22 protein-coding genes are annotated in these 21,455 nt (G+C 70.3%); 19 read left to right on the top strand and 3 right to left on the bottom strand.

The window, feature by feature from the left end:
- Nucleotides 1–25: 25 nt before the first annotated feature.
- The 3 genes from ACYVF3_RS15320 (at nt 26) to ACYVF3_RS15310 (ending at nt 2,037) form a co-directional block, all read left to right on the top strand.
- Nucleotides 26–319 (top strand): DUF503 domain-containing protein, encoded by a 294-nt coding sequence (locus tag ACYVF3_RS15320; protein WP_461154891.1) that lies wholly within the window; start codon nt 26–28, stop codon nt 317–319.
- Between the two features lie 123 nt (nt 320–442).
- Nucleotides 443–943 carry a 30S ribosome-binding factor RbfA gene (gene rbfA / locus ACYVF3_RS15315; RefSeq protein WP_461154890.1) on the top strand — a complete coding sequence of 167 codons (501 nt, stop codon included), beginning with the start codon at nt 443–445 and terminating at the stop codon, nt 941–943.
- Nucleotides 944–1,014: 71 nt separating this feature from the next.
- Nucleotides 1,015–2,037, top strand: coding sequence for a DHH family phosphoesterase (locus ACYVF3_RS15310; RefSeq protein WP_461154889.1), 1,023 nt, complete (start codon nt 1,015–1,017; stop codon nt 2,035–2,037).
- Nucleotides 2,038–2,159: 122 nt separating this feature from the next.
- Here the strand turns inward: ACYVF3_RS15310 and ACYVF3_RS15305 are convergent, their stop codons facing one another.
- Nucleotides 2,160–2,699, bottom strand: a complete 540-nt coding sequence (locus ACYVF3_RS15305; protein WP_461154888.1) for a CGNR zinc finger domain-containing protein — start codon at nt 2,697–2,699, stop codon at nt 2,160–2,162.
- A gap of 67 nt (nt 2,700–2,766) precedes the next feature.
- Between ACYVF3_RS15305 and ACYVF3_RS15300 the strand changes: the two genes are divergently transcribed.
- The 15 genes from ACYVF3_RS15300 (at nt 2,767) to ACYVF3_RS15230 (ending at nt 18,893) form a co-directional block, all read left to right on the top strand.
- Nucleotides 2,767–4,095 (top strand): MATE family efflux transporter, encoded by a 1,329-nt coding sequence (locus ACYVF3_RS15300; RefSeq protein WP_461154887.1) that lies wholly within the window; start codon nt 2,767–2,769, stop codon nt 4,093–4,095.
- Nucleotides 4,096–4,150: 55 nt separating this feature from the next.
- The gene (truB, locus tag ACYVF3_RS15295; protein WP_461154886.1) at nt 4,151–5,059 is read left to right on the top strand and encodes a tRNA pseudouridine(55) synthase TruB; all 909 of its coding nucleotides are present in this window, start codon (nt 4,151–4,153) and stop codon (nt 5,057–5,059) included.
- 127 nt (nt 5,060–5,186) lie between these two features.
- On the top strand, nt 5,187–6,173 hold the full coding sequence (locus tag ACYVF3_RS15290) for a bifunctional riboflavin kinase/FAD synthetase (RefSeq protein ID WP_461154885.1): 987 nt from the start codon (nt 5,187–5,189) through the stop codon (nt 6,171–6,173).
- Between the two features lie 122 nt (nt 6,174–6,295).
- On the top strand, nt 6,296–6,778 hold the full coding sequence (locus tag ACYVF3_RS15285; RefSeq protein ID WP_461154884.1) for a helix-turn-helix domain-containing protein: 483 nt from the start codon (nt 6,296–6,298) through the stop codon (nt 6,776–6,778).
- Between the two features lie 18 nt (nt 6,779–6,796).
- On the top strand, nt 6,797–7,357 hold the full coding sequence (locus ACYVF3_RS15280; protein WP_461154883.1) for a 2'-5' RNA ligase family protein: 561 nt from the start codon (nt 6,797–6,799) through the stop codon (nt 7,355–7,357).
- A gap of 132 nt (nt 7,358–7,489) precedes the next feature.
- On the top strand, nt 7,490–7,777 hold the full coding sequence (gene rpsO, locus ACYVF3_RS15275; RefSeq protein ID WP_461154882.1) for a 30S ribosomal protein S15: 288 nt from the start codon (nt 7,490–7,492) through the stop codon (nt 7,775–7,777).
- 255 nt (nt 7,778–8,032) lie between these two features.
- Nucleotides 8,033–10,279, top strand: a complete 2,247-nt coding sequence (locus ACYVF3_RS15270) for a polyribonucleotide nucleotidyltransferase (RefSeq protein WP_461154881.1) — start codon at nt 8,033–8,035, stop codon at nt 10,277–10,279.
- Between the two features lie 99 nt (nt 10,280–10,378).
- On the top strand, nt 10,379–11,719 hold the full coding sequence (locus tag ACYVF3_RS15265; RefSeq protein WP_461154880.1) for a M16 family metallopeptidase: 1,341 nt from the start codon (nt 10,379–10,381) through the stop codon (nt 11,717–11,719).
- Nucleotides 11,720–11,909: 190 nt separating this feature from the next.
- Nucleotides 11,910–12,653: a 4-hydroxy-tetrahydrodipicolinate reductase gene (dapB, locus tag ACYVF3_RS15260; RefSeq protein WP_461154879.1), complete on the top strand. Its 744-nt coding sequence runs from the start codon at nt 11,910–11,912 to the stop codon at nt 12,651–12,653.
- 16 nt (nt 12,654–12,669) lie between these two features.
- The gene (locus ACYVF3_RS15255) at nt 12,670–13,119 is read left to right on the top strand and encodes a hypothetical protein (protein WP_461154878.1); all 450 of its coding nucleotides are present in this window, start codon (nt 12,670–12,672) and stop codon (nt 13,117–13,119) included.
- Between the two features lie 386 nt (nt 13,120–13,505).
- Nucleotides 13,506–15,326: a hypothetical protein gene (locus tag ACYVF3_RS15250; protein ID WP_461154877.1), complete on the top strand. Its 1,821-nt coding sequence runs from the start codon at nt 13,506–13,508 to the stop codon at nt 15,324–15,326.
- A 96-nt stretch (nt 15,327–15,422) separates the two neighbouring features.
- Nucleotides 15,423–17,063, top strand: a complete 1,641-nt coding sequence (locus ACYVF3_RS15245; RefSeq protein ID WP_461154876.1) for a hypothetical protein — start codon at nt 15,423–15,425, stop codon at nt 17,061–17,063.
- Nucleotides 17,064–17,072: 9 nt separating this feature from the next.
- Nucleotides 17,073–18,311, top strand: a complete 1,239-nt coding sequence (locus ACYVF3_RS15240; RefSeq protein ID WP_461154875.1) for a YeeE/YedE family protein — start codon at nt 17,073–17,075, stop codon at nt 18,309–18,311.
- Between the two features lie 45 nt (nt 18,312–18,356).
- Nucleotides 18,357–18,548, top strand: a complete 192-nt coding sequence (locus ACYVF3_RS15235) for a hypothetical protein (protein ID WP_461154874.1) — start codon at nt 18,357–18,359, stop codon at nt 18,546–18,548.
- A 69-nt stretch (nt 18,549–18,617) separates the two neighbouring features.
- Nucleotides 18,618–18,893, top strand: a complete 276-nt coding sequence (locus ACYVF3_RS15230) for a hypothetical protein (protein WP_461154873.1) — start codon at nt 18,618–18,620, stop codon at nt 18,891–18,893.
- A 153-nt stretch (nt 18,894–19,046) separates the two neighbouring features.
- Here the strand turns inward: ACYVF3_RS15230 and ACYVF3_RS15225 are convergent, their stop codons facing one another.
- Both ACYVF3_RS15225 and ACYVF3_RS15220 read right to left on the bottom strand, forming a co-directional pair.
- A complete protein-coding gene (locus ACYVF3_RS15225) occupies nt 19,047–19,538 on the bottom strand; it encodes a VTT domain-containing protein (RefSeq protein WP_461154872.1) in 492 nt (163 codons plus the stop codon).
- A gap of 22 nt (nt 19,539–19,560) precedes the next feature.
- Nucleotides 19,561–20,124 carry a GNAT family N-acetyltransferase gene (locus tag ACYVF3_RS15220; RefSeq protein WP_461154871.1) on the bottom strand — a complete coding sequence of 188 codons (564 nt, stop codon included), beginning with the start codon at nt 20,122–20,124 and terminating at the stop codon, nt 19,561–19,563.
- A 100-nt stretch (nt 20,125–20,224) separates the two neighbouring features.
- On the opposite strand from ACYVF3_RS15220, the gene ACYVF3_RS15215 reads away from it, so the two are divergent.
- Nucleotides 20,225–21,454 (top strand): winged helix-turn-helix domain-containing protein, encoded by a 1,230-nt coding sequence (locus ACYVF3_RS15215; RefSeq protein ID WP_461154870.1) that lies wholly within the window; start codon nt 20,225–20,227, stop codon nt 21,452–21,454.
- Nucleotide 21,455: the final 1 nt, after the last annotated feature.

Raw genomic sequence — 21,455 nt, 5'->3', positions numbered from 1 at the left:
GCGGGCTCGGGGGAAGATTCCGCCCATGTACGTCGGTGCGCTCGAACTGGACGTGCTCCTCGGTGACGTCCACTCGTTGAAGCAGAAGCGGGCCGTGGTCCGGCCGGTCCTGGCCGAACTGCGCCGCCGCTTCGAGGTCGCCGTCTCCGAAGCCGGCGACCAAGACCTCCACCGCCGCGCCCTGCTCGGAGTCGCGGCGGTCTCCGGCGACGCCTCGCACGTCCGCGAGGTGCTGGATGCCTGCGAGCGCCTGGTGGCAGCTCGCCCCGAGCTCGAACTCCTCTCCGCTCGGCAACGCATGCTGGGGCCGGAGGACTAGGAGGAGTGCGTCGGGGTTGTTCTGGGGAAGTTCTCATGAAAACTTCCCCCACCCTCGAAAAGAAGACCCACCCGCCGGACCACCGCGGGTGTGTGAAGCTCTCTTGCAAGAAGGAGGTGCGTCGTGGCTGATACGGCGCGCGCCCGCAGGCTGGCCAAGCGCATCGCGCAGATCGTCGCGTCCGGGCTGGAGCACGAGGTCAAGGACCCGCGGCTGGCGATGGTGACGATCACCGACGCGCGGGTCACCCCGGACCTGCGGGACGCAACGGTCTACTACACCGTCTTCGGCGACGACGCCGACTACGCTTCGACGGCGGCCGCGCTCAACAGCGCCACCGGCGTGCTGCGCTCCCGCGTCGGCGACCAGACCGGTGTGCGGTTCACCCCCACGTTGAGCTTCGTCGCGGACACGGTTCCGGACCAGGCCCGCCGGATGGAGGAGCTGCTCGCCAAGGCCAAGGAGGCCGATGACGAGGTCGCGCGACTGGCCTCGGGGGCGGTCCCGGCAGGCGAAGCCGATCCGTACCGGTCGAGCACCGATGATGAGGACGACGACACCGACGGTGTCGATGACGAGGACTTTTCCGACGCCGATGTGCGTCGTGGCCCACAAGGTGGTTGAGTCGCGGCGCCGGATCGGGTGCGTTGGTCATCGGTGACCGGAGCAGGCCGCCGATGACGTGGAGGTGACGTGTGCGCGGGCAACCCGACTCGGGCGGTTCCCTGGCGAAAGCCGTCGCGGTGGCCGCGGGCAAGCTCGCGGCGGCACCCGACGTGACCCTGTTCGGGCACGTCAACCCCGATGCGGACGCGCTCGGCAGCGCGCTCGCGCTGGGCAGGGCGCTGAAGAAGCGCGGTAGCGCGGTCCGGGTGTCCTTCGGGCATCCGGACGAGCCCGCTCGATCGCTGCGCGACCTCGACGCCGACGGTCTCGTCGTGCCCGCGTCGGAGGTGCCCGCCGCGCCTCCGCTGCTGGTCGTGTGCGACACCGGCAGCCTCGGTCGGCTGGGCAAGCTCGCGGACCGGGTCAAGGCCACCATCGCCGCCGGTGGCGAGGTGATCGTCCTCGACCACCACGTCTCCAACACCCGCTACGGGACGCTGCACGTGATCGACGAGTCGGCCGAGGCCACCGTCCTGATCGTGCAGCGGGTCCTCGACGAGCTGGGCGCGGAGCTGGACCTGCCGATCGCGCGCTGCCTGTACGCGGGCCTGGTCACCGACACCCGTTCCTTCCGCCACGCGAGCGCCGACGTGCACCGCGTGGCCGCGCGGCTGCTCGACGCGGGCGTCGACCCGGAGGCCACCACCAAACCGCTGCTGGACACCCACCCGTTCGCGTTCATGGGGAAGCTCGCGAGCGTGCTGGCCGAGGCCGAGCTGGAACCGTCCGCGGCCCAGGGCTTGGGGCTCGTGCGCGCCACGGTCCGCACGTCCCAGTCGGAAGGGCTCGGGGGCGAGGACGTCGACAGCGTCATCGACCTCCTGCGGACCTCCAGCGAGGCCGAGGTCGCCGTCGTGCTCAAGGAGATCGGCGCAGGTCAGTGGTCGGTGTCGATGCGCGCCGACAGCCGCGTCGACGTCAGCCACGCGGCCAACGCCTGCGGTGGCGGCGGGCACCGGCTGGCCTCCGGGTTCACCGCGCGCGGTGAGGAGCAGGAGGTCCTGACGGCGATCCGCAACGCCCTGGACGAGGCCCCCCTTCTCACCCCCTGACCCCGTTCAATTTCGCGCGAAATTGAGAATCCGTCCCCCGAACGGGTGCTGGCGCGCTCGGCGTTTCGTCGTGGTTCGGGGTGTGACCCGGCCTGGTCTCGCGGAAGAGGGGAACGCGGTGCTCAGGAGCGTTTGCGGGCTCGGAAGGCGGCGACGTGAACCCTGTTCGCGCAGCGCGGCGAGCAGAAGCGCTTGGCCTGGTTGGTGGAGGTGTCCAGGTAGTAGGTGCTGCAGCCCTCGGCTTGGCATCGCCCCCAGCGCTGGGTGCCGTGGTGGACCACGCCCTGCGCGAGTCCCCATGCCGCTGCCGCGACGACCTCGTCCACTGCCGGCGCGTCCGGTCCGGCCACGTGCACGTGCCAGTTGGGAGCGCCGTCGTGGCCGCCGTGCCCGGAGAGCCGGGGTCGCGGGGGATGGGTGTTGAGCAGCGCGTTGATCTCCGCGCGGACCGTCTCGTCCTGAGCGCGCCCGGGGTCCTCGACCATGGCCGTCAGTGCCCGGCGCAGACCGCCCGCGACCTCGCGCAGCAGCGGCAGGTCGGACTCGCGCAGCCGGTCGGCCCACCAGGGCTCGTCGTGCAGCGCGGCGCGGACCGATTCGATGTCGGTCAGCTCGGCGTTGGCCAGCCGGAGCGCGACCTCCGTGTAATCGGCGCTATCCACTGTCGCTCCTTACCGCTACCCTTTGACAGGGGCGAACCCACTAGTCGTAGCTTACCGGGGAGATGCAGTGTCAGAGGTCGGGGAACGGGTGTCACCGCGCAAGGTGCTGGGGCTCGCCGTCCCGGCCCTGGGCGTGCTCGCGGCGGAACCGCTGTACGTGCTGGTCGACACCGCCGTGGTCGGGCACCTCGGCGCGATCCCGCTGGCCGGGCTCGCGCTCGGCGGCACGCTGTTCACGCTCATCTCCAGCCAGCTGACCTTCCTCACCTACGGCACCACCGCCCGCACCGCCCGGCTGCACGGTGCCGGTCGGCGTACCGAGGCGGTTGCCGAAGGCGTGCAGGCCACCTGGCTCGGCGTCGCCGTGGGCGTGGTGCTGTCGCTGATCGCCCAGCTGGTCGCCACGCCCGTCGCGGAGCTGCTGGCCGGGCCGGGCCCGGTGGCCGACGCCGCCGGGACCTGGTTGCGCATCGCGCTGTGCGGTGCCCCGCTGGTGCTGATCACGATGGCGGGTAACGGCTGGATGCGCGGCGTGCAGGACACCGTCCGGCCGCTGCGCTACACGCTCATCGGCAACGGCGTCTCCGCCGTGCTCTGCCCGATCTTCGTCTACCCGATGGGATTCGGGCTGGAGGGCTCGGCGTTCGCGAACCTGATCGGCCAGAGCATCGCCGCCGCCCTGTTCATCCGCGCGCTGCTGGTGGAGAAGGCGCCGCTGCGCCCCGACTGGGCCAGGATGCGCGCCCAGCTCGGTCTCGGTCGCGACCTCGTGCTGCGCACCCTGGCCTTCCAGGTCTGCTTCCTGTCCGCGACGTCGGTGGCGGCCCGGACCGGTGCCGAGACGGCTGCTGCCCACCAGGTCGTCTGGCAGCTGTGGATGTTCCAGTCGCTGGTGCTGGACTCGCTGGCCATCGCCGCCCAATCGCTGGTCGGAGCGGCCCTGGGCAGCGGTTCGGTGCCCAGGGCGAAGGCCGTTGCCAAGCAGGTGACCTGGTACAGCCTGGTCTTCGGCTGCGGCCTGGCGGTCTTCTTCACGGCCGTGTCCGGGGTGCTGCCGTCGGTGTTCACCACCGACGCGGCCGTGCTCGCCGAGATGCCGCACGCCTGGTGGTTCTTCGTGGCGGTGCAGCCGGTGGCGGGCGTGGTCTTCGCGCTGGACGGCGTGTTCCTCGGCGCGGGCGACGCTGCCTACTTGCGCACGGCGACGATCCTCAGCGCCGTCATCGGCTACCTGCCGCTGATCTGGCTGGCGCTGGCGTTCGGTTGGGGTCTGGTCGGCATCTGGACCGGGCTGAGCCTGTTCATGGTGCTGCGGATGGTCACGTTGCTGCTGCGGGCCCGCTCCGGCAAGTGGGCCGTGGTGGGTGCGACCCGTGACGCACCCGCGACGGCCTGAGCGATCCGCACCCCTGGGAGCGCGGTGGCCGGGGGGTCGGGAAAAATGGCCCGCCGTGTCCGCGCAATCCCGCAAACAGAGTCCCGCCGTTCCGCCAGGCCTGCTGGTGGTCGACAAGCCGGCGGGGATGACCTCGCACGACGTGGTGTCCCGAGTCCGCCGCATCATGGGCACCCGCCGGGTCGGACACGCCGGGACGCTGGACCCGATGGCCACCGGCGTGCTCGTGCTCGGCCTGGAGCGGGCGACCAAGCTGCTCGGCCACCTCGCGCTGGACACGAAGGCCTACCTGGCGACCATCACCCTCGGTTCTTCGACCACCACCGACGACGCCGAGGGCGAGATCGTCTCCTCCGCCGACGGCTCGGCGGTGGACGAGACCGCGATCCGCGACGGGGTCGCCGCGCTGACCGGTGATCTCCAACAGGTGCCGAGCGCGGTCAGCGCCGTCAAGGTCAACGGCCGCCGGGCCTACGACATCGCGCGCAGCGGTGAGACCGTCGAGCTGGACGCCCGGCCGGTCACCGTCTCGCGCTTCGACGTGCTCGCGCTGCGGCGCACCGAGGACGCCACCGAGCTGGACGTGCTGGTGGAGTGCTCCTCGGGCACCTACGTGCGCGCGCTGGCCCGCGACCTCGGTGCCGGGCTCGGCGTCGGCGGGCACCTCACGGCGCTGCGCCGGACCAGGGTCGGACCGTTCGGCCTCGCCACCGCGCGGACGCTGGACCAGCTGGAGGAGGAGCCCGCGCTGTCGATGGACCTGGACCAGGCCGTCGAGACGGCGTTCCCCCGCCGCAACGTGGACGCCGCCACGGCCAGGGCCCTCTCGCACGGGCAGGTCGTGACCGCTGCCGGGGTCGAGGGCACCTACGGGATGTTCGGTCCTGACGGTCGCGCCGTGGCATTGGTCCGCGACCGCGGCCGCACCGCGAAGGCCGTTCTGGTCATCGTCCCCGGCAACTGACCGCTGCTGCGAGGTCGGCCTCGCGCGGCGTGGTGGGGATCCGAACTTCGCGCGAAATACGGGTCCTGCCCCGGTTCGGATCCACCGCTGAGTGCGTGGTGGTTCGGGGGAAGTAGGCTGCTGGACCGTGCAGCGTTGGCGTGGTTTGGAGCAGATTCCCGGTGGTTGGGGCCGTTGCGTCGTCACCATCGGGGTCTTCGACGGAGTGCATCGCGGTCATCAGAAACTCATCGCGCACGCGGTGCAGCAGGCCCGGCGGCGCGGGGTTCCCTGCGTGCTGATGACCTTCGACCCGCATCCGGCCGAGGTGGTGCGCCCCGGGAGCCACCCGGCGCAGCTGACCACGCTGCGGCGGCGGGCGGAGCTGGCCGAGAAGCTGGGCGTCGACGTGTTCTGCGTGGTGCCCTTCACCCGCGAGCTGTCGCGGGTGCCCGCCGAGGGCTTCGCGCACGAGATCCTCGTCGAGAAGCTGCACGCCGCCGAGGTCGTGGTGGGCGAGAACTTCACCTTCGGGCACAAGGCCGCGGGCAACATCGAGCTGCTGACCAAGCTCGGCGAGCGCTTCGGCTTCGACGTCGCCTCCGACGCGCTGGTCTCGGGCCCGGTGGAGCGTTCCGACGACACCGATGCCACCTCGGTGACCTTCTCCTCGACCTACATCCGCGCGTGCATCGACGCGGGTGACGTGGTGGCCGCGGCCTCGGCTCTGGGACGCGACCACCGGATCGAGGGCATCGTGGTGCGCGGCGACGGTCGCGGCGGCAAGGAGCTCGGCTTCCCGACGGCCAACCTGTCCACCCCGGACTACACGGCGATCCCGGCCGACGGCGTCTACGCGGCCTGGTTCACCCACCGCAGGCGCGGCGCGTCGCAGCCGGGGCCGGCGATGCCCGCCGCCGTGTCGGTGGGCAGCAACCCGACGTTCTCCGGGACCGAGCGCACGGTCGAGGCATTCGTGCTCGATGTGGACGCTGACTTCTACGGCGAGCACGTCGATCTCGACTTCGTGCAGCGGTTGCGGGCCATGGAGCGCTACGACTCGGTGGACGCGCTGATCGATCAGATGAACGCCGACGTCGCCGAGACCCGCCGGATTCTCGGGGTGCGGGAGTGACCTCCGCGCCGAGGATGGAGAGGTTTTCGGATTCTCAACCCCGCGGGGCCGGTGAGCTGGCAGGATTCGAGTCCGGATCACCTCGGGTTCGCCGGGGTGGCGGCCACGCAGGGGGAGTGAAGGTGTCGGAGAGCAGCAGCGTCCAGCGAAATCTGGCTCTGCAGCGGCAGTGGTACGGCGAGCCGCTGGGTGACCGGGTGCGCCGACTGGTCGTGGCCTTCCGCATCTCGCAGGCGCAGCTGGCCGACGTGCTCGGCATCAGCGCGCCGATGCTCAGCCAGGTGATGAGCGGTCGCCGCGCCAAGATCGGCAACCCGCAGGTGCTGGCCCGCCTGGTGATGCTGGAGCGCAAGGTCCTCGTCCCGGGCGTCGCCGCCGGTGAGTCGGACGCGATCAAGCAGGCGCTGGAGGACGTCCGCGGTTCGCAGCCCTCGGTCGGCAGGGACAACCTGCCGGTCAAGCAGGCCACCAACGGCGAGCAGATCGCCTGGCCGGTCCTGCTGGACGTCGCCAAGCCCACCGAGCTGGAGGCGGCGGCGTCGTTGCTGGAGGGCCGATACCCGCGTCTCGCGGGCCTGCTGCGCCGGGCCGCCGACAGCGGCTGACCGGGCCAGACTCGAAGCATGCGGCTGTTCACCGCGCTGCGGCCCTCGGAGGAGGCGGTGCAGCACCTCGCCGGTGCGATCGCCGATCTCGACCGCGATCGCGTGGCCGAGGTGACGGCGGGCCTGCGCAAGTTCCGCTTCACCGCGGCCGAGCGCTGGCACCTGACGTTGTGCTTCCACGGCGACGACGCCGACCCGCAGCGGGTCGCCGAGCGCCTGGACCGGCGGATCGCCCAGGTCGGCGCACGAGCTCCCGACCTCCGCCTGGCGGGGTCCGGAACGTTCCGCGGCGTGCTGTGGATCGGGGTCGAGCCGGCGGCGGAGGCCGACGGGAGAGTCCTCGGCGGGCTGGTGCGGGCCGCGGGCGGCGACCCGGACGGGTTCCGGGCTCACCTGACCGCCGCCAGGTGGGCGTCCGGAAGCGCCGACCGGCGAGCGTTGGCGGAGCTGCTCGCCGGCTACACCGGTCCGTGGTGGACGGCGGGGGAGCTCGCGGTGATGCGCAGTGACCAGGGCGAAGGCGGTCCGGTGCACCGCGCGGTGCACGGTGTGACGCTGACGCGCGAAGGGTCGGGGTAGCCGGGGCGAGCAGGGCTTCCCTGTTATCCTCGCTCTGTGGAACGGCTGCAGTCCGTGGTGGCCGATTTCCGGGGTAACCAGTCCTCACGGCGGTGGCGCCGCAAGGCAGCTCGCCGCTCACCGACACGGGACATGCAGAAGGAGAATGACGTGGCGCTGTCCACTGACGAGAAGAAGCAGATCCTCGGCGAGTACGGCCTGAAGGACGGCGACACCGGTTCGCCGGAGGCCCAGGTGGCCCTGCTGACCAAGCGGATCACCGGCCTGACCGAGCACCTCAAGCAGCACAAGCACGACCACCACTCGCGTCGTGGCCTGCTGCTGATGGTGGGTCGCCGCCGTCGTCTGCTCAACTACCTGACCAAGGTGGACGTCGAACGCTACCGTTCGCTGATCAAGCGACTCGGTCTGCGTCGTTGACATGACACCGGGGGGAGTGGCCGCGGCCGCTCCCCCCGGTGCGTAAAACCCGGACGGCGCCTGGGAGGCGCCGTCAGCAACTCAATAGAGCGCTCACGGTGGCAAGCACTGGTTCCAGGCGTCCGCCGGTCCTCGGTAGTGGCTGCCGGGCATGTCGTCGCGAGACGGTCCCGGGAGCTTCGATCGATGGCCGGCCTTGTCGGATCACCGGTCCGGATGCTCCTGCCGTGGGCGTTGTGACGATAGGGAGTCACCTTGACTGAAGCGATCGAAGAGGGCGTGTACGAGGCCACCGCCGTGCTGGACAACGGCGCGTTCGGCACCCGTACCGTCCGTTTCGAGACCGGCCGGCTCGCCAAGCAGGCCGCCGGTAGCGTCGTCGCCTACCTCGACGACGAAACGATGCTGCTGTCGGCCACCACGGCCTCCAAGCAGCCGAAGGAGCACTTCGACTTCTTCCCGCTGACCGTCGACGTCGAAGAGCGGATGTACGCCGCGGGTCGCATCCCCGGCTCGTTCTTCCGCCGCGAGGGCCGGCCGTCCACGGACGCGATCCTGACCTGCCGCCTGATCGACCGCCCGCTGCGCCCGTCGTTCGTCGACGGCCTGCGCAACGAGGTCCAGGTCGTGGTCACGGTCATGAGCCTGAAGCCGGGCGACCTCTACGACGTGCTGGCGATCAACGCCGCGTCGGCGTCGACCCAGGGCTCGGGCCTGCCGTTCTCCGGCCCGATCGGTGCCACCCGCATGGCGCTGATCGACGGCCAGTGGGTCGCCTTCCCCAGCCACGAGCAGCTCGAGCGCGCCGTGTTCGACATGGTCGTCGCGGGCCGCATCGTCGGTGACGACGTCGCGATCATGATGGTCGAGGCCGAGGCCACCGAGAAGACCGTCGAGCTGGTCGACGGCGGCGCCCAGGCGCCGACCGAGGAGATCGTCGCGGCGGGCCTCGAGGCCGCCAAGCCGTTCATCCGCAACCTGTGCGTGGCCCAGCAGCAGCTGGCCCAGGCCGTGGGCAAGGACACCCAGGACTACCCGGTGTTCCCCGCCTACCAGGACGACGCGTTCTCCGCCGTCGAGCAGTCCGCGTCCACCGAGCTCGCCGAGGCGCTGAAGATCGCGGGCAAGCAGGAGCGCGAGACCCGCCTCGACGAGATCAAGGCGTCGGTGCTGGAGAAGGTCGGCACCGGTGAGGGCGAGGCCTTCGAGGGCCGCGAGAAGGAGATCGGCGCGGCGTTCCGCTCGCTGACCAAGAAGCTCGTGCGCCAGCGGATCATCCGCGACCAGGTCCGCATCGACGGCCGCAGCCTGACCGACATCCGCAGCCTGTCCGCCGAGGTCGGCGTGATCCCGCGGACCCACGGTTCGGCGCTGTTCGAGCGCGGCGAGACCCAGATCCTGGGTGTCTCCACGCTGAACATGCTGCGGCTGGAGCAGACCATCGACTCGCTCTCCCCGGAGACGACGAAGCGGTACATGCACCACTACAACTTCCCGCCCTACTCGACCGGTGAGACCGGCAGGGTGGGCAGCCCGAAGCGTCGCGAGATCGGCCACGGTGCGCTGGCCGAGCGCGCGCTGATGCCGGTGCTGCCCTCGCGCGAGGAGTTCCCCTACGCCCTGCGCCAGGTCTCCGAGGCGCTGGGCTCCAACGGTTCGACCTCGATGGGTTCGGTCTGCGCCTCGACGCTGTCCCTGCTCAACGCGGGTGTGCCGCTGAAGGCGCCGGTCGCGGGCATCGCGATGGGCCTGGTCTCCGACGAGGTCGACGGCAAGACCCACTACGTGGCGCTGACCGACATCCTCGGTGCCGAGGACGCCTTCGGTGACATGGACTTCAAGGTCGCGGGCACGAAGGACTTCGTGACCGCGCTGCAGCTGGACACCAAGCTGGACGGCATCCCGTCCGAGGTGCTGGCGCAGGCGCTGGGCCAGGCGCGCGACGCCCGGTTCACCATCCTGGAGGTCATGGCCGAGGCGATCGGCAAGCCCGACGAGATGAGCCCGCACGCCCCGCGCGTGACCTCGGTGACCGTCCCGGTCGACAAGATCGGCGAGGTCATCGGGCCGAAGGGCAAGATGATCAACTCGATCACCGAGGAAACCGGCGCCGAGATCAGCATCGAGGACGACGGCACCATCTACGTGGGCGCGGCCGACGGCCCGTCCGCGGAGGCGGCGATCGACAAGATCAACGCCATCGCGAACCCGCAGCTGCCGAAGGTCGGCGAGCGCTTCCTGGGCACCGTGGTCAAGACCGCGGCGTTCGGCGCGTTCGTCTCGCTGCTGCCGGGCAAGGACGGCCTGGTGCACATCTCCAAGCTCGGCCAGGGCAAGCGCATCGGCAAGGTCGAGGACGTGGTCAACGTCGGCGACAAGCTGCGCGTGGAGATCGCCGACATCGACAACCGCGGCAAGATCAGCCTGGTGCTGGTCGGCGACGAGGACGAGAAGGCGGAAGGCGAGTCGGCTCCGGCCGAGTCCGCTGCGGCTTCCGAATGATCCTCTGATCTTCACCGATACGGCCCGTCCCGGTCTTCCGGGGCGGGCCGTATTGTCGTGAGTGCGCGGGGTTCGCGCGGAGGCGACGAGAACAGGGATATGAAGCAGCAGAAGCAGACAGCCGGGCACCTGCAACGTCCCGGGACCACCCGGGTTCTCGGGCACAACGGTGCCGCGGAGGTGCGGCGGACGGTGTTGCCGGGCGGGCTGCGCGTGGTCACCGAACCCGTTCCCGGTGTTCGTTCCGCGTCGGTGGGCATCTGGGTCGGCGTCGGATCGCGCGACGAGACCCGGGCTCAGGCGGGCGCCGCGCACTACCTGGAGCACCTGCTGTTCAAGGGCACCGCGAAGCGGACCGCCGTCGGCATCGCGCAGGAGATCGACGCGGTGGGGGGTGAGCTCAACGCCTTCACATCCAAGGAGCACACCTGCTACTACGCGCACGTGCTCGACGAGGACCTGCCGCTGGCCATCGACATGCTCTGCGACGTGGTCTTCGACGCGGTCAACGACGCGGCGGACGTCGACGTCGAGCGCAGCGTGGTGCTCGAGGAGATCGCGATGCGCGACGACGACCCCGAGGACCTGCTGCACGAGAACTTCGCCGCCGCCGTGCTCGGCGACGGCCCGCTGGGACGCTCGGTGCTGGGCACCGAGGAATCGATCAGCGAGATGACCCGCAACCGGGTGCACGGCTTCTACCGGCGTCGGTACCGGATGCCGACGATGGTGGTGGCGGTCGCGGGCAACGTCGAGCACGCGAAGGTCGTGCGGTTGCTGCGCAAGGCGCTGGGCGACCGGCTCACCGGCGACGACCGGCCGGAGGAGCCCCGGGCCGGCCGCGCCCGCCTGCCCAAGCAGGAGCCGCTGGTCCTGCAGCCCGACGACACCGAGCAGACCCACCTGCTGGTGGGCTGCCGCGGCCTGGACCGCTACGACCCTCGGCGCTTCGCCCTCGGCGTGCTCAACGCGGCGCTGGGCGGGGGCATGAGCTCGCGGCTGTTCCAGGAGATCCGGGAGAACCGGGGGCTGGCGTACTCGGTGTACTCGTCGAGCGCGGCCTACTCGGATGCGGGCACGTTCTCGGTCTACGCCGGCTGCACGCCGGAGCGGTTGGGCGAGGTCGCCTCGGTGATCCGCTCGGTGCTCGCCGACGTCGCCGCCCACGGGATGTCGGCGGAGGAGGTCGAGCGCGGTCGCGGTCAGCTGCGCGGCGGTCTGGTCCTGGGGCTGGAGGACAGCGCGGCGAGGATGAGCCGCATCGGCAAGACCGAGCTCAACTACGGCCGCCACTACACGGTCGAGGAGACCCTCGCCAAGATCGAGGCGGTCACCCCCGAGGACGTGGCCGACCTGGCCCGCGACCTCCTCAACCGCCCCGTCACCACCGCAGTCGTAGGCCCCTACAAGACCCCGGAAGACCTCCCCGACGGCGTCTAACGCACCCCAGTAGGACCTCAATTTCGCAGGTATTTGAACGTCACCCGGGTGACATGCAAATACCTGCGAAATTGAGATCCCCACCGGGCTGGATGGTGTTGGTCACTGGGTGGGGTGGGTTGTCCGGTGTCGTGCGGTGCGGTGCTTAGAATTCTGGTGAGCAGCGTCGGTGCGGAGAGGTGTTTCCACGGTGATCAAGGTTGGTGTGCTGGGCGCCCGCGGGCGGATGGGTTCCGAGGCCGCTCGGGCCGTCGGCGAGGCCGCCGACACCGAGCTGGTCGCCGAGGTCGACCAGGACGATCCGATCGAGCGGCTCGTCGAGTCCGGCGCGCAGGTCGCCGTCGATCTGACCCATCCCGATTCGGTGCTCAACAACATCAAGTTCTGCGTCGAGAACGGCATCAACGTCGTGGTCGGCACCAGCGGTCTCGGTCCCGCCGAGCTGGACTCCATCCGCACCTGGCTGGCGGATCACCCGCAGGTCGGCGTGATCGTGGCCCCGAACTTCGCCATCGGTGCGGTGCTGTCGATGCGGTTCGCGGAGCTGGCCGCCAAGTACTTCGAGTCCGCGGAGATCGTAGAGCTGCACCACCCGAAGAAGGCCGACGCGCCCTCGGGCACCGCGGCGCGCACCGCGCACGTCATCTCGCAGGCCCGCGAGCAGGCCGAGCTGGGCGCCATGCCCGACGCGACCACCAAGGACCCGGACGGCGCTCGCGGTGCCGAGGTCGACGGAGTGCGCGTGCACGCGGTGCGGATGACCGGTCTGGTCGCGCACCAGGAGGTGCTGTTCGGCACCGAGGGCGAGACGCTCACCATCCGGCACGACTCCTACGACCGCCGCTCGTTCATGCCGGGCGTCCTGCTGGGCATCCGCGAGGTGCCCGGCCGTCCGGGTCTGACAGTGGGACTCGACGCGTTGATGGGCATCTGAGGTGGCCGCTCGGCTGTTGACCGCGCGGAACGCGGCCTTCGTGGTCGCGCTCGTGCTGCTGGCCTACCTGCTGCTGATGAGCGGTCGCGCTGTGACGATGATCTCCAGCGGTGAGCCGGTTTTCATCGCGCTCGGCCTGGCGATCCTGGTTTTCCCGGTGCTGGGCGCGATTCTCGTCGTCGACCAGCTGCGCTTCGGCGCGTCCACCGAGCGGCTCGCCCGCAGGCTCGACGACGAGGACGCGCTGCCGGACGTGTCGCACCTCCCGCGACGGCCTTCGGGCAGGGTCGAGCGGGAGGCCGCGGACGCGTGGTTCGACGCCAAGCAGTCCGAACTGGAGGCGTCGTCGCAGGACTGGCGTCGCTGGTTCGCCCTCGCGCAGGCCTACGACCTCGCCGGTGACCGCAACCGCGGGCGCAAGGCGATGCGCAAGGCGATCGAGCTGGAGCGCGACGAGAAGTCCTGAGCGGAACCGGGAACCCACCAACGTAAAGCGGTCGATGATCGTCCGCATACCGCCGTTCAGGCTACTGATCGATTTTACCAGGCGATTCTCAGGGTTTGACCGGGTTGAATCTCAGAGAGTGGTTGAAGATTGACACCTGATGGGCGCTTCTTGATTATTACTGGCATGTCCAGGTTTGCCGGTCTGGTGGCTCGCCTGCATGTCGATCTTCGGCAGCAGGCCAGCGCACTCTGTCACGCTTAAGGCACCTCGTTCACCCGCCACTGCAGGCGTTCTTTCTCTCTCCGAGGCGAGCACGGCCAGTTCATTTGGAATTCCGCGCATTCCAAATGAACGGATTCGTCGTGCCCGATTTTGGAACTCTCCACGAATAACCGGAGTGCACAATGAAAAAGAGTCTTCGAAGGCTCCCGATCGGGCTGGCCGCCCTAGCGGTGGCGGTCAGTGCGGTCACGTTACCGGTGCCGGACGCCAACGCAGGCGTCGATGTGTCCACGCAGTCCGTCAAGGGGCAGGACGGCAAGGACTACACGATCACCAACCACATCGACAAGAAGGCCCTCGCGAAGTCCACTTCGGACGGTAAGCCGAAGGAATGGCTCGTCGTCTGGGCCGGTGACGAAAACATCGCCGACACAGTGGTTCCCGACGTCCGCAACCTTCCGGGCTCGCTGTCCGGCGGCACGGGCAAGGTGGCCAACGCGCTGCCCGGACCGGACTTCCTCGCGGTGATCGACGCGACGAAGGGATCGCCCGGTTACGGCGAGGTGGTCAACACGATCACCGTCGGCCCGCTGGTGGAGAACGAGCCGCACCACATGCAGTACGTGTGGCACAAGGGCGACACCATCTTCGCCGGCGCGCTCTTCCTCGGCGCCACCTACGCGTTCGACGTCTCGGCGCTGCCGAACGTCAAGCTCAAGGGAATCAGCCTGCCCACGCAGACGCTGGGTGGTTCGGTCCCGGACGCGTACTGGACGCTCAAGGACGGAAGCGCCTACGGCACCTACATGGGTGGTCCGGTCGTGCCCGGCCCGTACAAGTACTCGGACGGTTCGGTGCACGTGGGCAACGGCTTCGCCGGTAGCCCTGGCGAGGTCGTGCGGTTCGACCCGAACGGCCAGGTGCTCTCGGAATCCCCGGCCGCGACGCCGGGCGGGGACAACAAGAAGCTGTGCGACAACCTGCCGCGGCTCGGGGAACCGACCTGCGCCAACCCGCACGGCGTTCAGGCCCGCGAGGACCTCAACACCCTGGTGACGTCGGACTACGCCGAGCCGAGGAACATCATCCTCGACCCGGTCAAGACCCCGTCGCCGTACCTGCGGCGTCCGACGGTGCGGACCTGGGACATCTCCGACCGCAACCACCCGAAGCTCAAGGCGGTCTCCTACCTCCCGGACGGCCCTCGGGCCAACCCGAAGGACCCGCTGCACAACGAGTCTCGTGCGGCGATGGAGACGACCGTGACCAACCAGCCTGGTCACAAGGGTGCTTTCGCCCAGACCATGCAGGGCGGTGCGGTGTTCTACACGCCGGACATCACGGCTCCTGAACCGCACTGGACCCAGGTCTTCGACGACGGCGCCGCGGCCCAGCACTTCGACAAGGCCAACGACGCCAACGGTGGCAGCTCCAACGGTGGCTGGCTCCAGACCAGTCCGGACGACCGGTTCCTGTACCGGGCGATCCAGGGCCGCGCTCCGGGCACCTTCGGCAAGGACGATCCGGGCACGACCGGTGGTGTGTACACGCTGGACATCTCGAAGCTGGTGAACGCGGGCACCGGTTTCCAGTGCAACATCGATGACATCGGGGAATCCGAGAACGGCGGTGCCGAGCCCGACTGCCCGACGCTGGCCGGGACGACCCCGATCAACCCGGGCAAGGCCGCAGGTGGCCCTCACTGGGGCGCCTACGACAACTTCAAGCTCGGGGCTGATGGCAAGTACTCCGAGACCCAGGTTCCGGGACGGCTCGCCGTGTCGAACTACTTCGTCGCTCGGACCGGGAACGACGGTGACCACAAGGTCAACCTCGTCGACCTGGGCCCGGACGGCAAGGTCTCGGTGGACGACACCTTCCGCGACGAGGTGACCGGCGAGGTCGGCGTCAACTTCAACCGGCGGTCGTGGCCGCACGGTGAGTTCGGCAACGCCAAGCCGCACTCCCAGCTGTTCGTGGTGTCCGACGGCGACCTGAAGTAGTTCGCACGACAGACGCCAGACACCTGGACGCAGTGGCGAACGGGGGTGGCCGCCGTCCCGCGGCGGCCACCCCTGCCCGGAGGAATGAGAGCGGACATGGGAGACATGCACACCCACACCGGTGTGTCCAGTGTGGATTTCCTGGCGCTGGCCCTGCGCGTGCTGCTGCTGACCAGCACCGCGCTGGTCGCAGGCATCGGCCTGCTGCGAGCGGGCGCGCAGATGCGAGCGCTGCCGGCCTGGATCGCCGGCGGCACCACCGCGGCGCTGGCCGGGCTCTCGGCCGCGTTCCTGCACATCAACATCGGTTTCGCGATCGCGCACGTGGTGCTGGCCCTGGCCGTGCCGCTCGCGCTGCGCTGGCGAGGCCCGGCCACCTTCGTCGGGTTCGCCCTGGCGCTGCTGCTGATCGCCGAGGCCGCGCTCGGCCACACCTCGCTGGCCTTCTTCATCGACACGATCTTCGTCGCGGTCGCCGTGGTCTGGTTCGGCCTGGCGCTCGCCAAGTCCTGGAACTCCGACGGCGGCCTCCGTCCGCGACCCATCGCGCTGACCGCCTCGGTCGCGCTGGTCGGAGCCGGGATCGGGCAGCTCGTCCTGTCCGGGCTGTTCGACCGCAGGCTGTGGGACACCGGCTACGGGATCACGGTGCTGGTGCTGCTCATCGGGGCCGTCGCGGTGCTGGCGGTGACGCTGGCCGTGCGCGAGACCGAGCGGGTGTACCGCTTCGGGGCCGTCGGTGTGCTCGCCGCGGTCCTCGCCTGGGCGACGCTTCCCGGAATCCCCCTGCCGCACGACCTCCCGGTGCCCGGCGTCGGCCGGCTCGCCCAGTCCGCCGGAACCCCGGTTCTCGTCAGCCCGAACCGCGTGGGCCGCAACCTCGTTCACTTCCCGGAGACCGCCGGAGCGGGCATCACCGTGGAGCAGGGCGACCAGATCTCCCGCGCCGTGGCCAGGCCGGGAACCTCCGGGACCTGGGCCGAGGTCGAGCTGCCGCCCGGATCCAGCGAGCTGCTGATCCGCAACGGCGAGGACACCGGGACCGTCGACGTCGACACCGGTGATCTGCCCGAGCTCCCCGGCTCGGCCGAACCCGAATGCGCCAGCGCCGCGCTGGGAGCCGCCGCCGCGGGCTCGGCCAGGCCGGTGACCTGCCCGGACACCGAACTGCTCCCCGAGGACGCCGACGCCCTGCGCAAGAACGTGGGATTCCTGGCCGGCATGCGGGTCCCCGCCATCACCGTCGTGGGCGACGAAACGCCGCGCGGGAAGGCAGCCGCCGACCTCGTCCGGGGTGAAGCCGCCCGACGCGGAATTCCGGTGGCCGACAACCCGGACGGCGCGCTGGTGCAGGTCTCGGGCTGGGAGAAGGCCGGCGAGACGCTGGCCAACGCCCACTACCTCTACGGAATTCACCTCGCGCCGTGGCTGTTGCACGGGCCGGTGGTGACCGCGTCCACGGGCGCGTCCATCCCGCTGCGCTTCGACCCCCGCGACCGCGCCGCGCTCACCTACGGCATGACCCAGTCCGCCGCGTTCGGTGATCCGCCCTCGCTGTCCGGCTACCGGCAGTGGGCGGCGGCTCGCGGCGAGAGCATCGGCGGCGAGGTCACCATGTACGCCTCGGCCCAGGTCGACATCATGCAGATGCCCGGTCACCAGCACGGCGGGAATCTCGGGCAGTGGATCCCGCACGGAACGATCGTGGCCGTCTCCGGCCCGCTAACGCAGAAGTAGGAGTGAGCAATGTCTGTTGTGGACGTTGAGAGACCAGCCCCGCCGCCGGTGCGCACCGCGCCCGCCGCGCAACGAGGAGTGGTGGCGATCGGCATCGCGATCGCCGTCGTGCTCGGGCTCGCGGTCGCCAACGCGGCCGGCTGGAAGATGACCGTGCTCTACGCCGTCGGTCTGGGCTTGGGACTCGTGCTGTTCCACTCGCGGTTCGGGTTCACCTCCGCGTGGCGGCAGCTGATCACCGTCGGGCAAGGCCGTGCGATCCGCGCGCACATGCTGATGCTCGGCGTCGCGGCCGTGCTGTTCGCGGGCATCCTGGGCAGCGGGTACTCGTTGTCGGGCACACCCGAACCCCAGCTCCAGACCGCCGGGCTGGGCGTGGTGTTCGGCGCCTTCCTGTTCGGCGTGGGCATGCAGGTCGGCGGTTCGTGCGCCTCCGGGACGCTCTTCGCGGTCGGCAGCGGTCAGACCGCGATCATCTTCACCCTCGGCGGATTCATCGTCGGGTCCGTGTTCACCGCGTTCATCTCGCCCTTCATCAAGACCGTGCAGGGCATCGGCCCGAAGGTCTCGCTCGCCGACACCCCGCTGGGCTACACCGGCGGAGTGCTGATCACGTTGGTCATCATCGGTGTCGTCGTCGGGGTCTCGCTGCTGGTCGAGCGGCGCCGCACGCCTCCGCCGATCGAGCAGCCGCCGATCGCCACCGGGCTGCTGCGCGCGCTGCGCGGTTCGTGGCCGCTGTGGGTCGGTGCGGTGCTGCTGGCCGTGCTCAACGCCGCGACGCTGTTCGTCTCCGGCAGCTCGTGGGGGATCACCTCCGCGTTCGGGCTGTGGGGAGCGAAGATCCTCGGCTGGGTCGGCGTCGACATCTCCGGCGCCCCGTTCTGGCAGGACCCGGACAACGCCGCGAAGCTCACCGCGTCGGTGCTCACCGACCGGATCTCGGTGATGGACTTCGGGATCATGGCAGGCGCCCTGATCGCCGCCGCGCTGGCCGGTGCGTTCACCCTGCACCGCAAGATCCCGTGGCGGATGGCCGTCGGCGCCGTCATCGGCGGAATCCTGATGGGCATCGGCGCGCGCTTCGCCGGCGGCTGCAACATCGGCGCCTACTTCTCCGGCATCGCGTCCTTCAGCCTGCACGGCTGGCTGTGGGGGCTGACCGCCATCGCCGGCACCTACGCCGGTGTCGCACTGCGACCGCTGTTCGGGCTCGGCAACCCCAAGCCGTCGGACGCCGTCTGCTGATCTTCCACCGGCTGCGGCCGGTGGTGAGCAAAAGAGGAGGAAAACATGTCCCAGTCCATCCGCCGTGCCGCAACCGCGGTGACCCTCGCCCTGGGTGCGGTCCTGGTCACCGGTGGCGTCGCCAACGCCGAGTCGGTGTGGCTGCTGCCCGGGGTCGACCTCGGTGCCGTGCTGACCCCGACCATCCAGCTGCCGACGCAGCTGCTGGCCCCGGTCGTCGCGATCCTGGCCGGCTGACCAGGAAGTCCTGACCCGCTGCGTGGACCGCGCACCGCGCGGCAGGTCGAGAAGAGAAAGGCACTTCGCATGAAGCACACCGCATCCCGCGCCATCACCGCCTCGCTCCTGGTCGGAGCGGCCCTGTGCACCGCCGCACCGGCAGCCCTGGCAGCCCCGGACGCTCCGGCTCCGGCCGCCGTCACCGCTCAGGACGGCCCGGCCGTCGTCGACGAGCCCGACACCGGCGACCTCAACGACAAGTGGACCTTCGCCCCGCTGGGCATCCCGGTCTTCGGCCTGGTCGACTCGGTCCTGGGAATCCCGGGACGTCTGGGCCTCCCGGCGCTGCCGACCCTCCCCTGAATGAGCTGGACGCCCCCTCGCACCCCACTGCGAGGGGGCGTCCGCCTTCGGCGGTGGGGGGAAGTTTTCATGAAAACTTCCCCCCACCCCCGAAGGGCATCAGGTGGGTGGGGGCGTCCGCCTCCGGCGGTCAGGCGCTCGGGACTCGGCCCGTCAGAGCCAGCCGGCCATCGCTGCCGGGGCCGCGGCGAGCGCGCCGAACCGGACGAAGCGGCCGACGAACCCGGTGATCAGGAACGTCGAGACCGGCACCTTCGCCCAGCCCGCGACGATCGCCACCGCCGCGAACGGGGGCAGGCTCGCCAGCGCGCTGATCAGCAGAACCCCGCCGGCCCAGACCGGGCGCGTACGGCAGCTCTCGCGGAACGATTCGAGCCAGGTCTTCCAGCGGCCCTTGCTCGCCTTCTCCTTCTTCTCCCTGCGCATGAACTTCGGCAGCCGGATGGATCCGCGGGCCGCGTAGTAGTGCAGCAGCTTGCCGCCGATCTGACCGGTGGCGATGACGAGCGCGAGGACCCACCACGGGATCCCGGGTTCCTTGAGCACCAGACCGATCGCGAACAGCTCGACGCTGATCAGCGGGAGCAGCGCGGACGCCACCGACACACCGAAGGTGGTCGACAGCAAGCCGATGATCGTCAGCACACGAGGCTCCTGGGGACGGGCATCAGTCCTGCTCGAACTCGAACTCCAGCGGTCCGGTCAAGCGCATCTCGCGAAGCGGCCGCCCTCCCGCGTCCAACGTGCGAACCGTACCGTCCGGAGCCCAACCCGCAGCGCGGTAGAACGACAGCGACGCCGAATCCGACTCGGGCACCCAGGTGATGCCACGCGTCGCACCGCGCTCGGCGAGCCGACGCCCGATGGTGCCCAGCAGGCGCCCGGCGTGGCCGCGACGGCCCCAACGCGGTTCCACCAGAAGCGCGCTGACCAGCACGGTCGTCGACGCGTCTTCGGGCAGCGCGCCATCGGCGGCGGCGACCTCGGATTCCGGGGCGGGGCCCGCGGCGCAGAAACCCACGGTCCAGCGACCCTCGATCGCGAGCAGCACCGTGGCCGCGCCGGAGGTGACCGCTTCTCGCCATTCCCGCTCGGCGCCGGCGCTGTCCAACCCTGCCAGCACCGCGGGTGAGAGGACCTCGGCGTAGGCGGTCTGCCACGTCTCGACCTGAATGCGTGCGATCTCGGCGGCGTCGGACGCCACCGCCTCGCGCACATCGGCTTCAGCCATGCGCGCCAACCTAACGTGTCCGCTCGCGGCACCGGCGAGCAGTCCCGGCTCTCCCGCCCGCGGGGGAGGTGTTGTCGGGGCGTGCTGGCACGATCGCCGTGTGCAGACCATCAGCAACGACACGGCGCGCCGAACGGCGCTGGCGGCGCAGGGCTTCGCGGATCCGCGACCACGAGGTGCGGTGACCCGGCGGCACCTGCAGCGGGCCCTGTCCCGGACCAAGCTGCTGCAGCTGGATTCGGTGAACGTCGCGGTGCGCGCTCACTACATGCCGTTGTTCAGCAGGCTCGGTGCCTACCCGGCGGAACTGGTCGACACCGCCGCGTGGTCGCACACCGCGCGACAGCCCAGGATGCTCGTCGAGTACTGGGCGCACGAGGCATCGCTGATCCCCGTCGAGGACTGGCCGCTGCTGCGCTGGCGGATGCGCGAGTACGGCGGTGCGTGGCGCAAGCGCTCACGCGAGCTGCTGGAGCAGAACCCCGAACTGGTCAACGACGTGATGACCGCGGTCAAGGAGCTCGGACCGATCGGTGCCGGCCGACTGGAGCGCGAGCTCGGGGGCGGCGAGCGCCAGGGGCGCGGTCCCTGGTGGAATCGCACCGACACCAAGCGGGTCTGCGAGCTGCTGTTCGCGATGGGGGAGCTGACCACCGGTACCCGTCGCGGGTTCGAGCGGCTCTACGACCTGCCGGAACGGGTGCTGCCCGCCGCGGTCCTCGCCCACGAGCCCGAGGACTCCGAAGCGGTCCGCGCGCTGGTGGAGCGCTCCGCCCAGGCCGTGGGCATCGGCACCGAGACCGACCTGCGCGACTACTACCGGCTGGGCCCGGACCAGTCGAAGCAGGCCGTGGCCGAACTCGTCGACAGCGGCGTGCTGGAGCCGGTCGAGGTGAGCGGATGGCGTCAGACCGCCTACCTGCACGCCGAGGCGCGGACCCCGCGCAAGGTCAGCGGTCGTGCGCTGCTGTGCCCGTTCGACCCGCTGATCTGGGAACGTGCGCGCGCCGAGCGGATTTTCGGCTTCCGCTACCGCATCGAGATCTACGTCCCGGGTCCGAAGCGGCAGTACGGCTACTACGTCTTCCCCTTCCTCCTGGACGGCGAGCTCGTCGCGCGCGTCGACCTCAAGGCCGACCGGGCGGCGGGCGTGCTCCGGGTCCCCGGAGCGTTCCTCGAACCCGGCCGCGACGCCGTGCGCGTCGCACCCGAGCTGGCCGCCTCGCTGCGCGAGATGGCGACCTGGCTCGGGCTCGACGACGTCGTGGTGGGCGAACGAGGCGAGCTCATCCGCCCGCTCAACGCCGAACTCGCTCGCGGCACCCAGTAGC

It is taken from the genome of Saccharopolyspora tripterygii (assembly GCF_054778355.1).
Note: the sequence above shows the minus strand (reverse complement) of the source record. Positions and strands in the feature narration are given on the sequence as shown.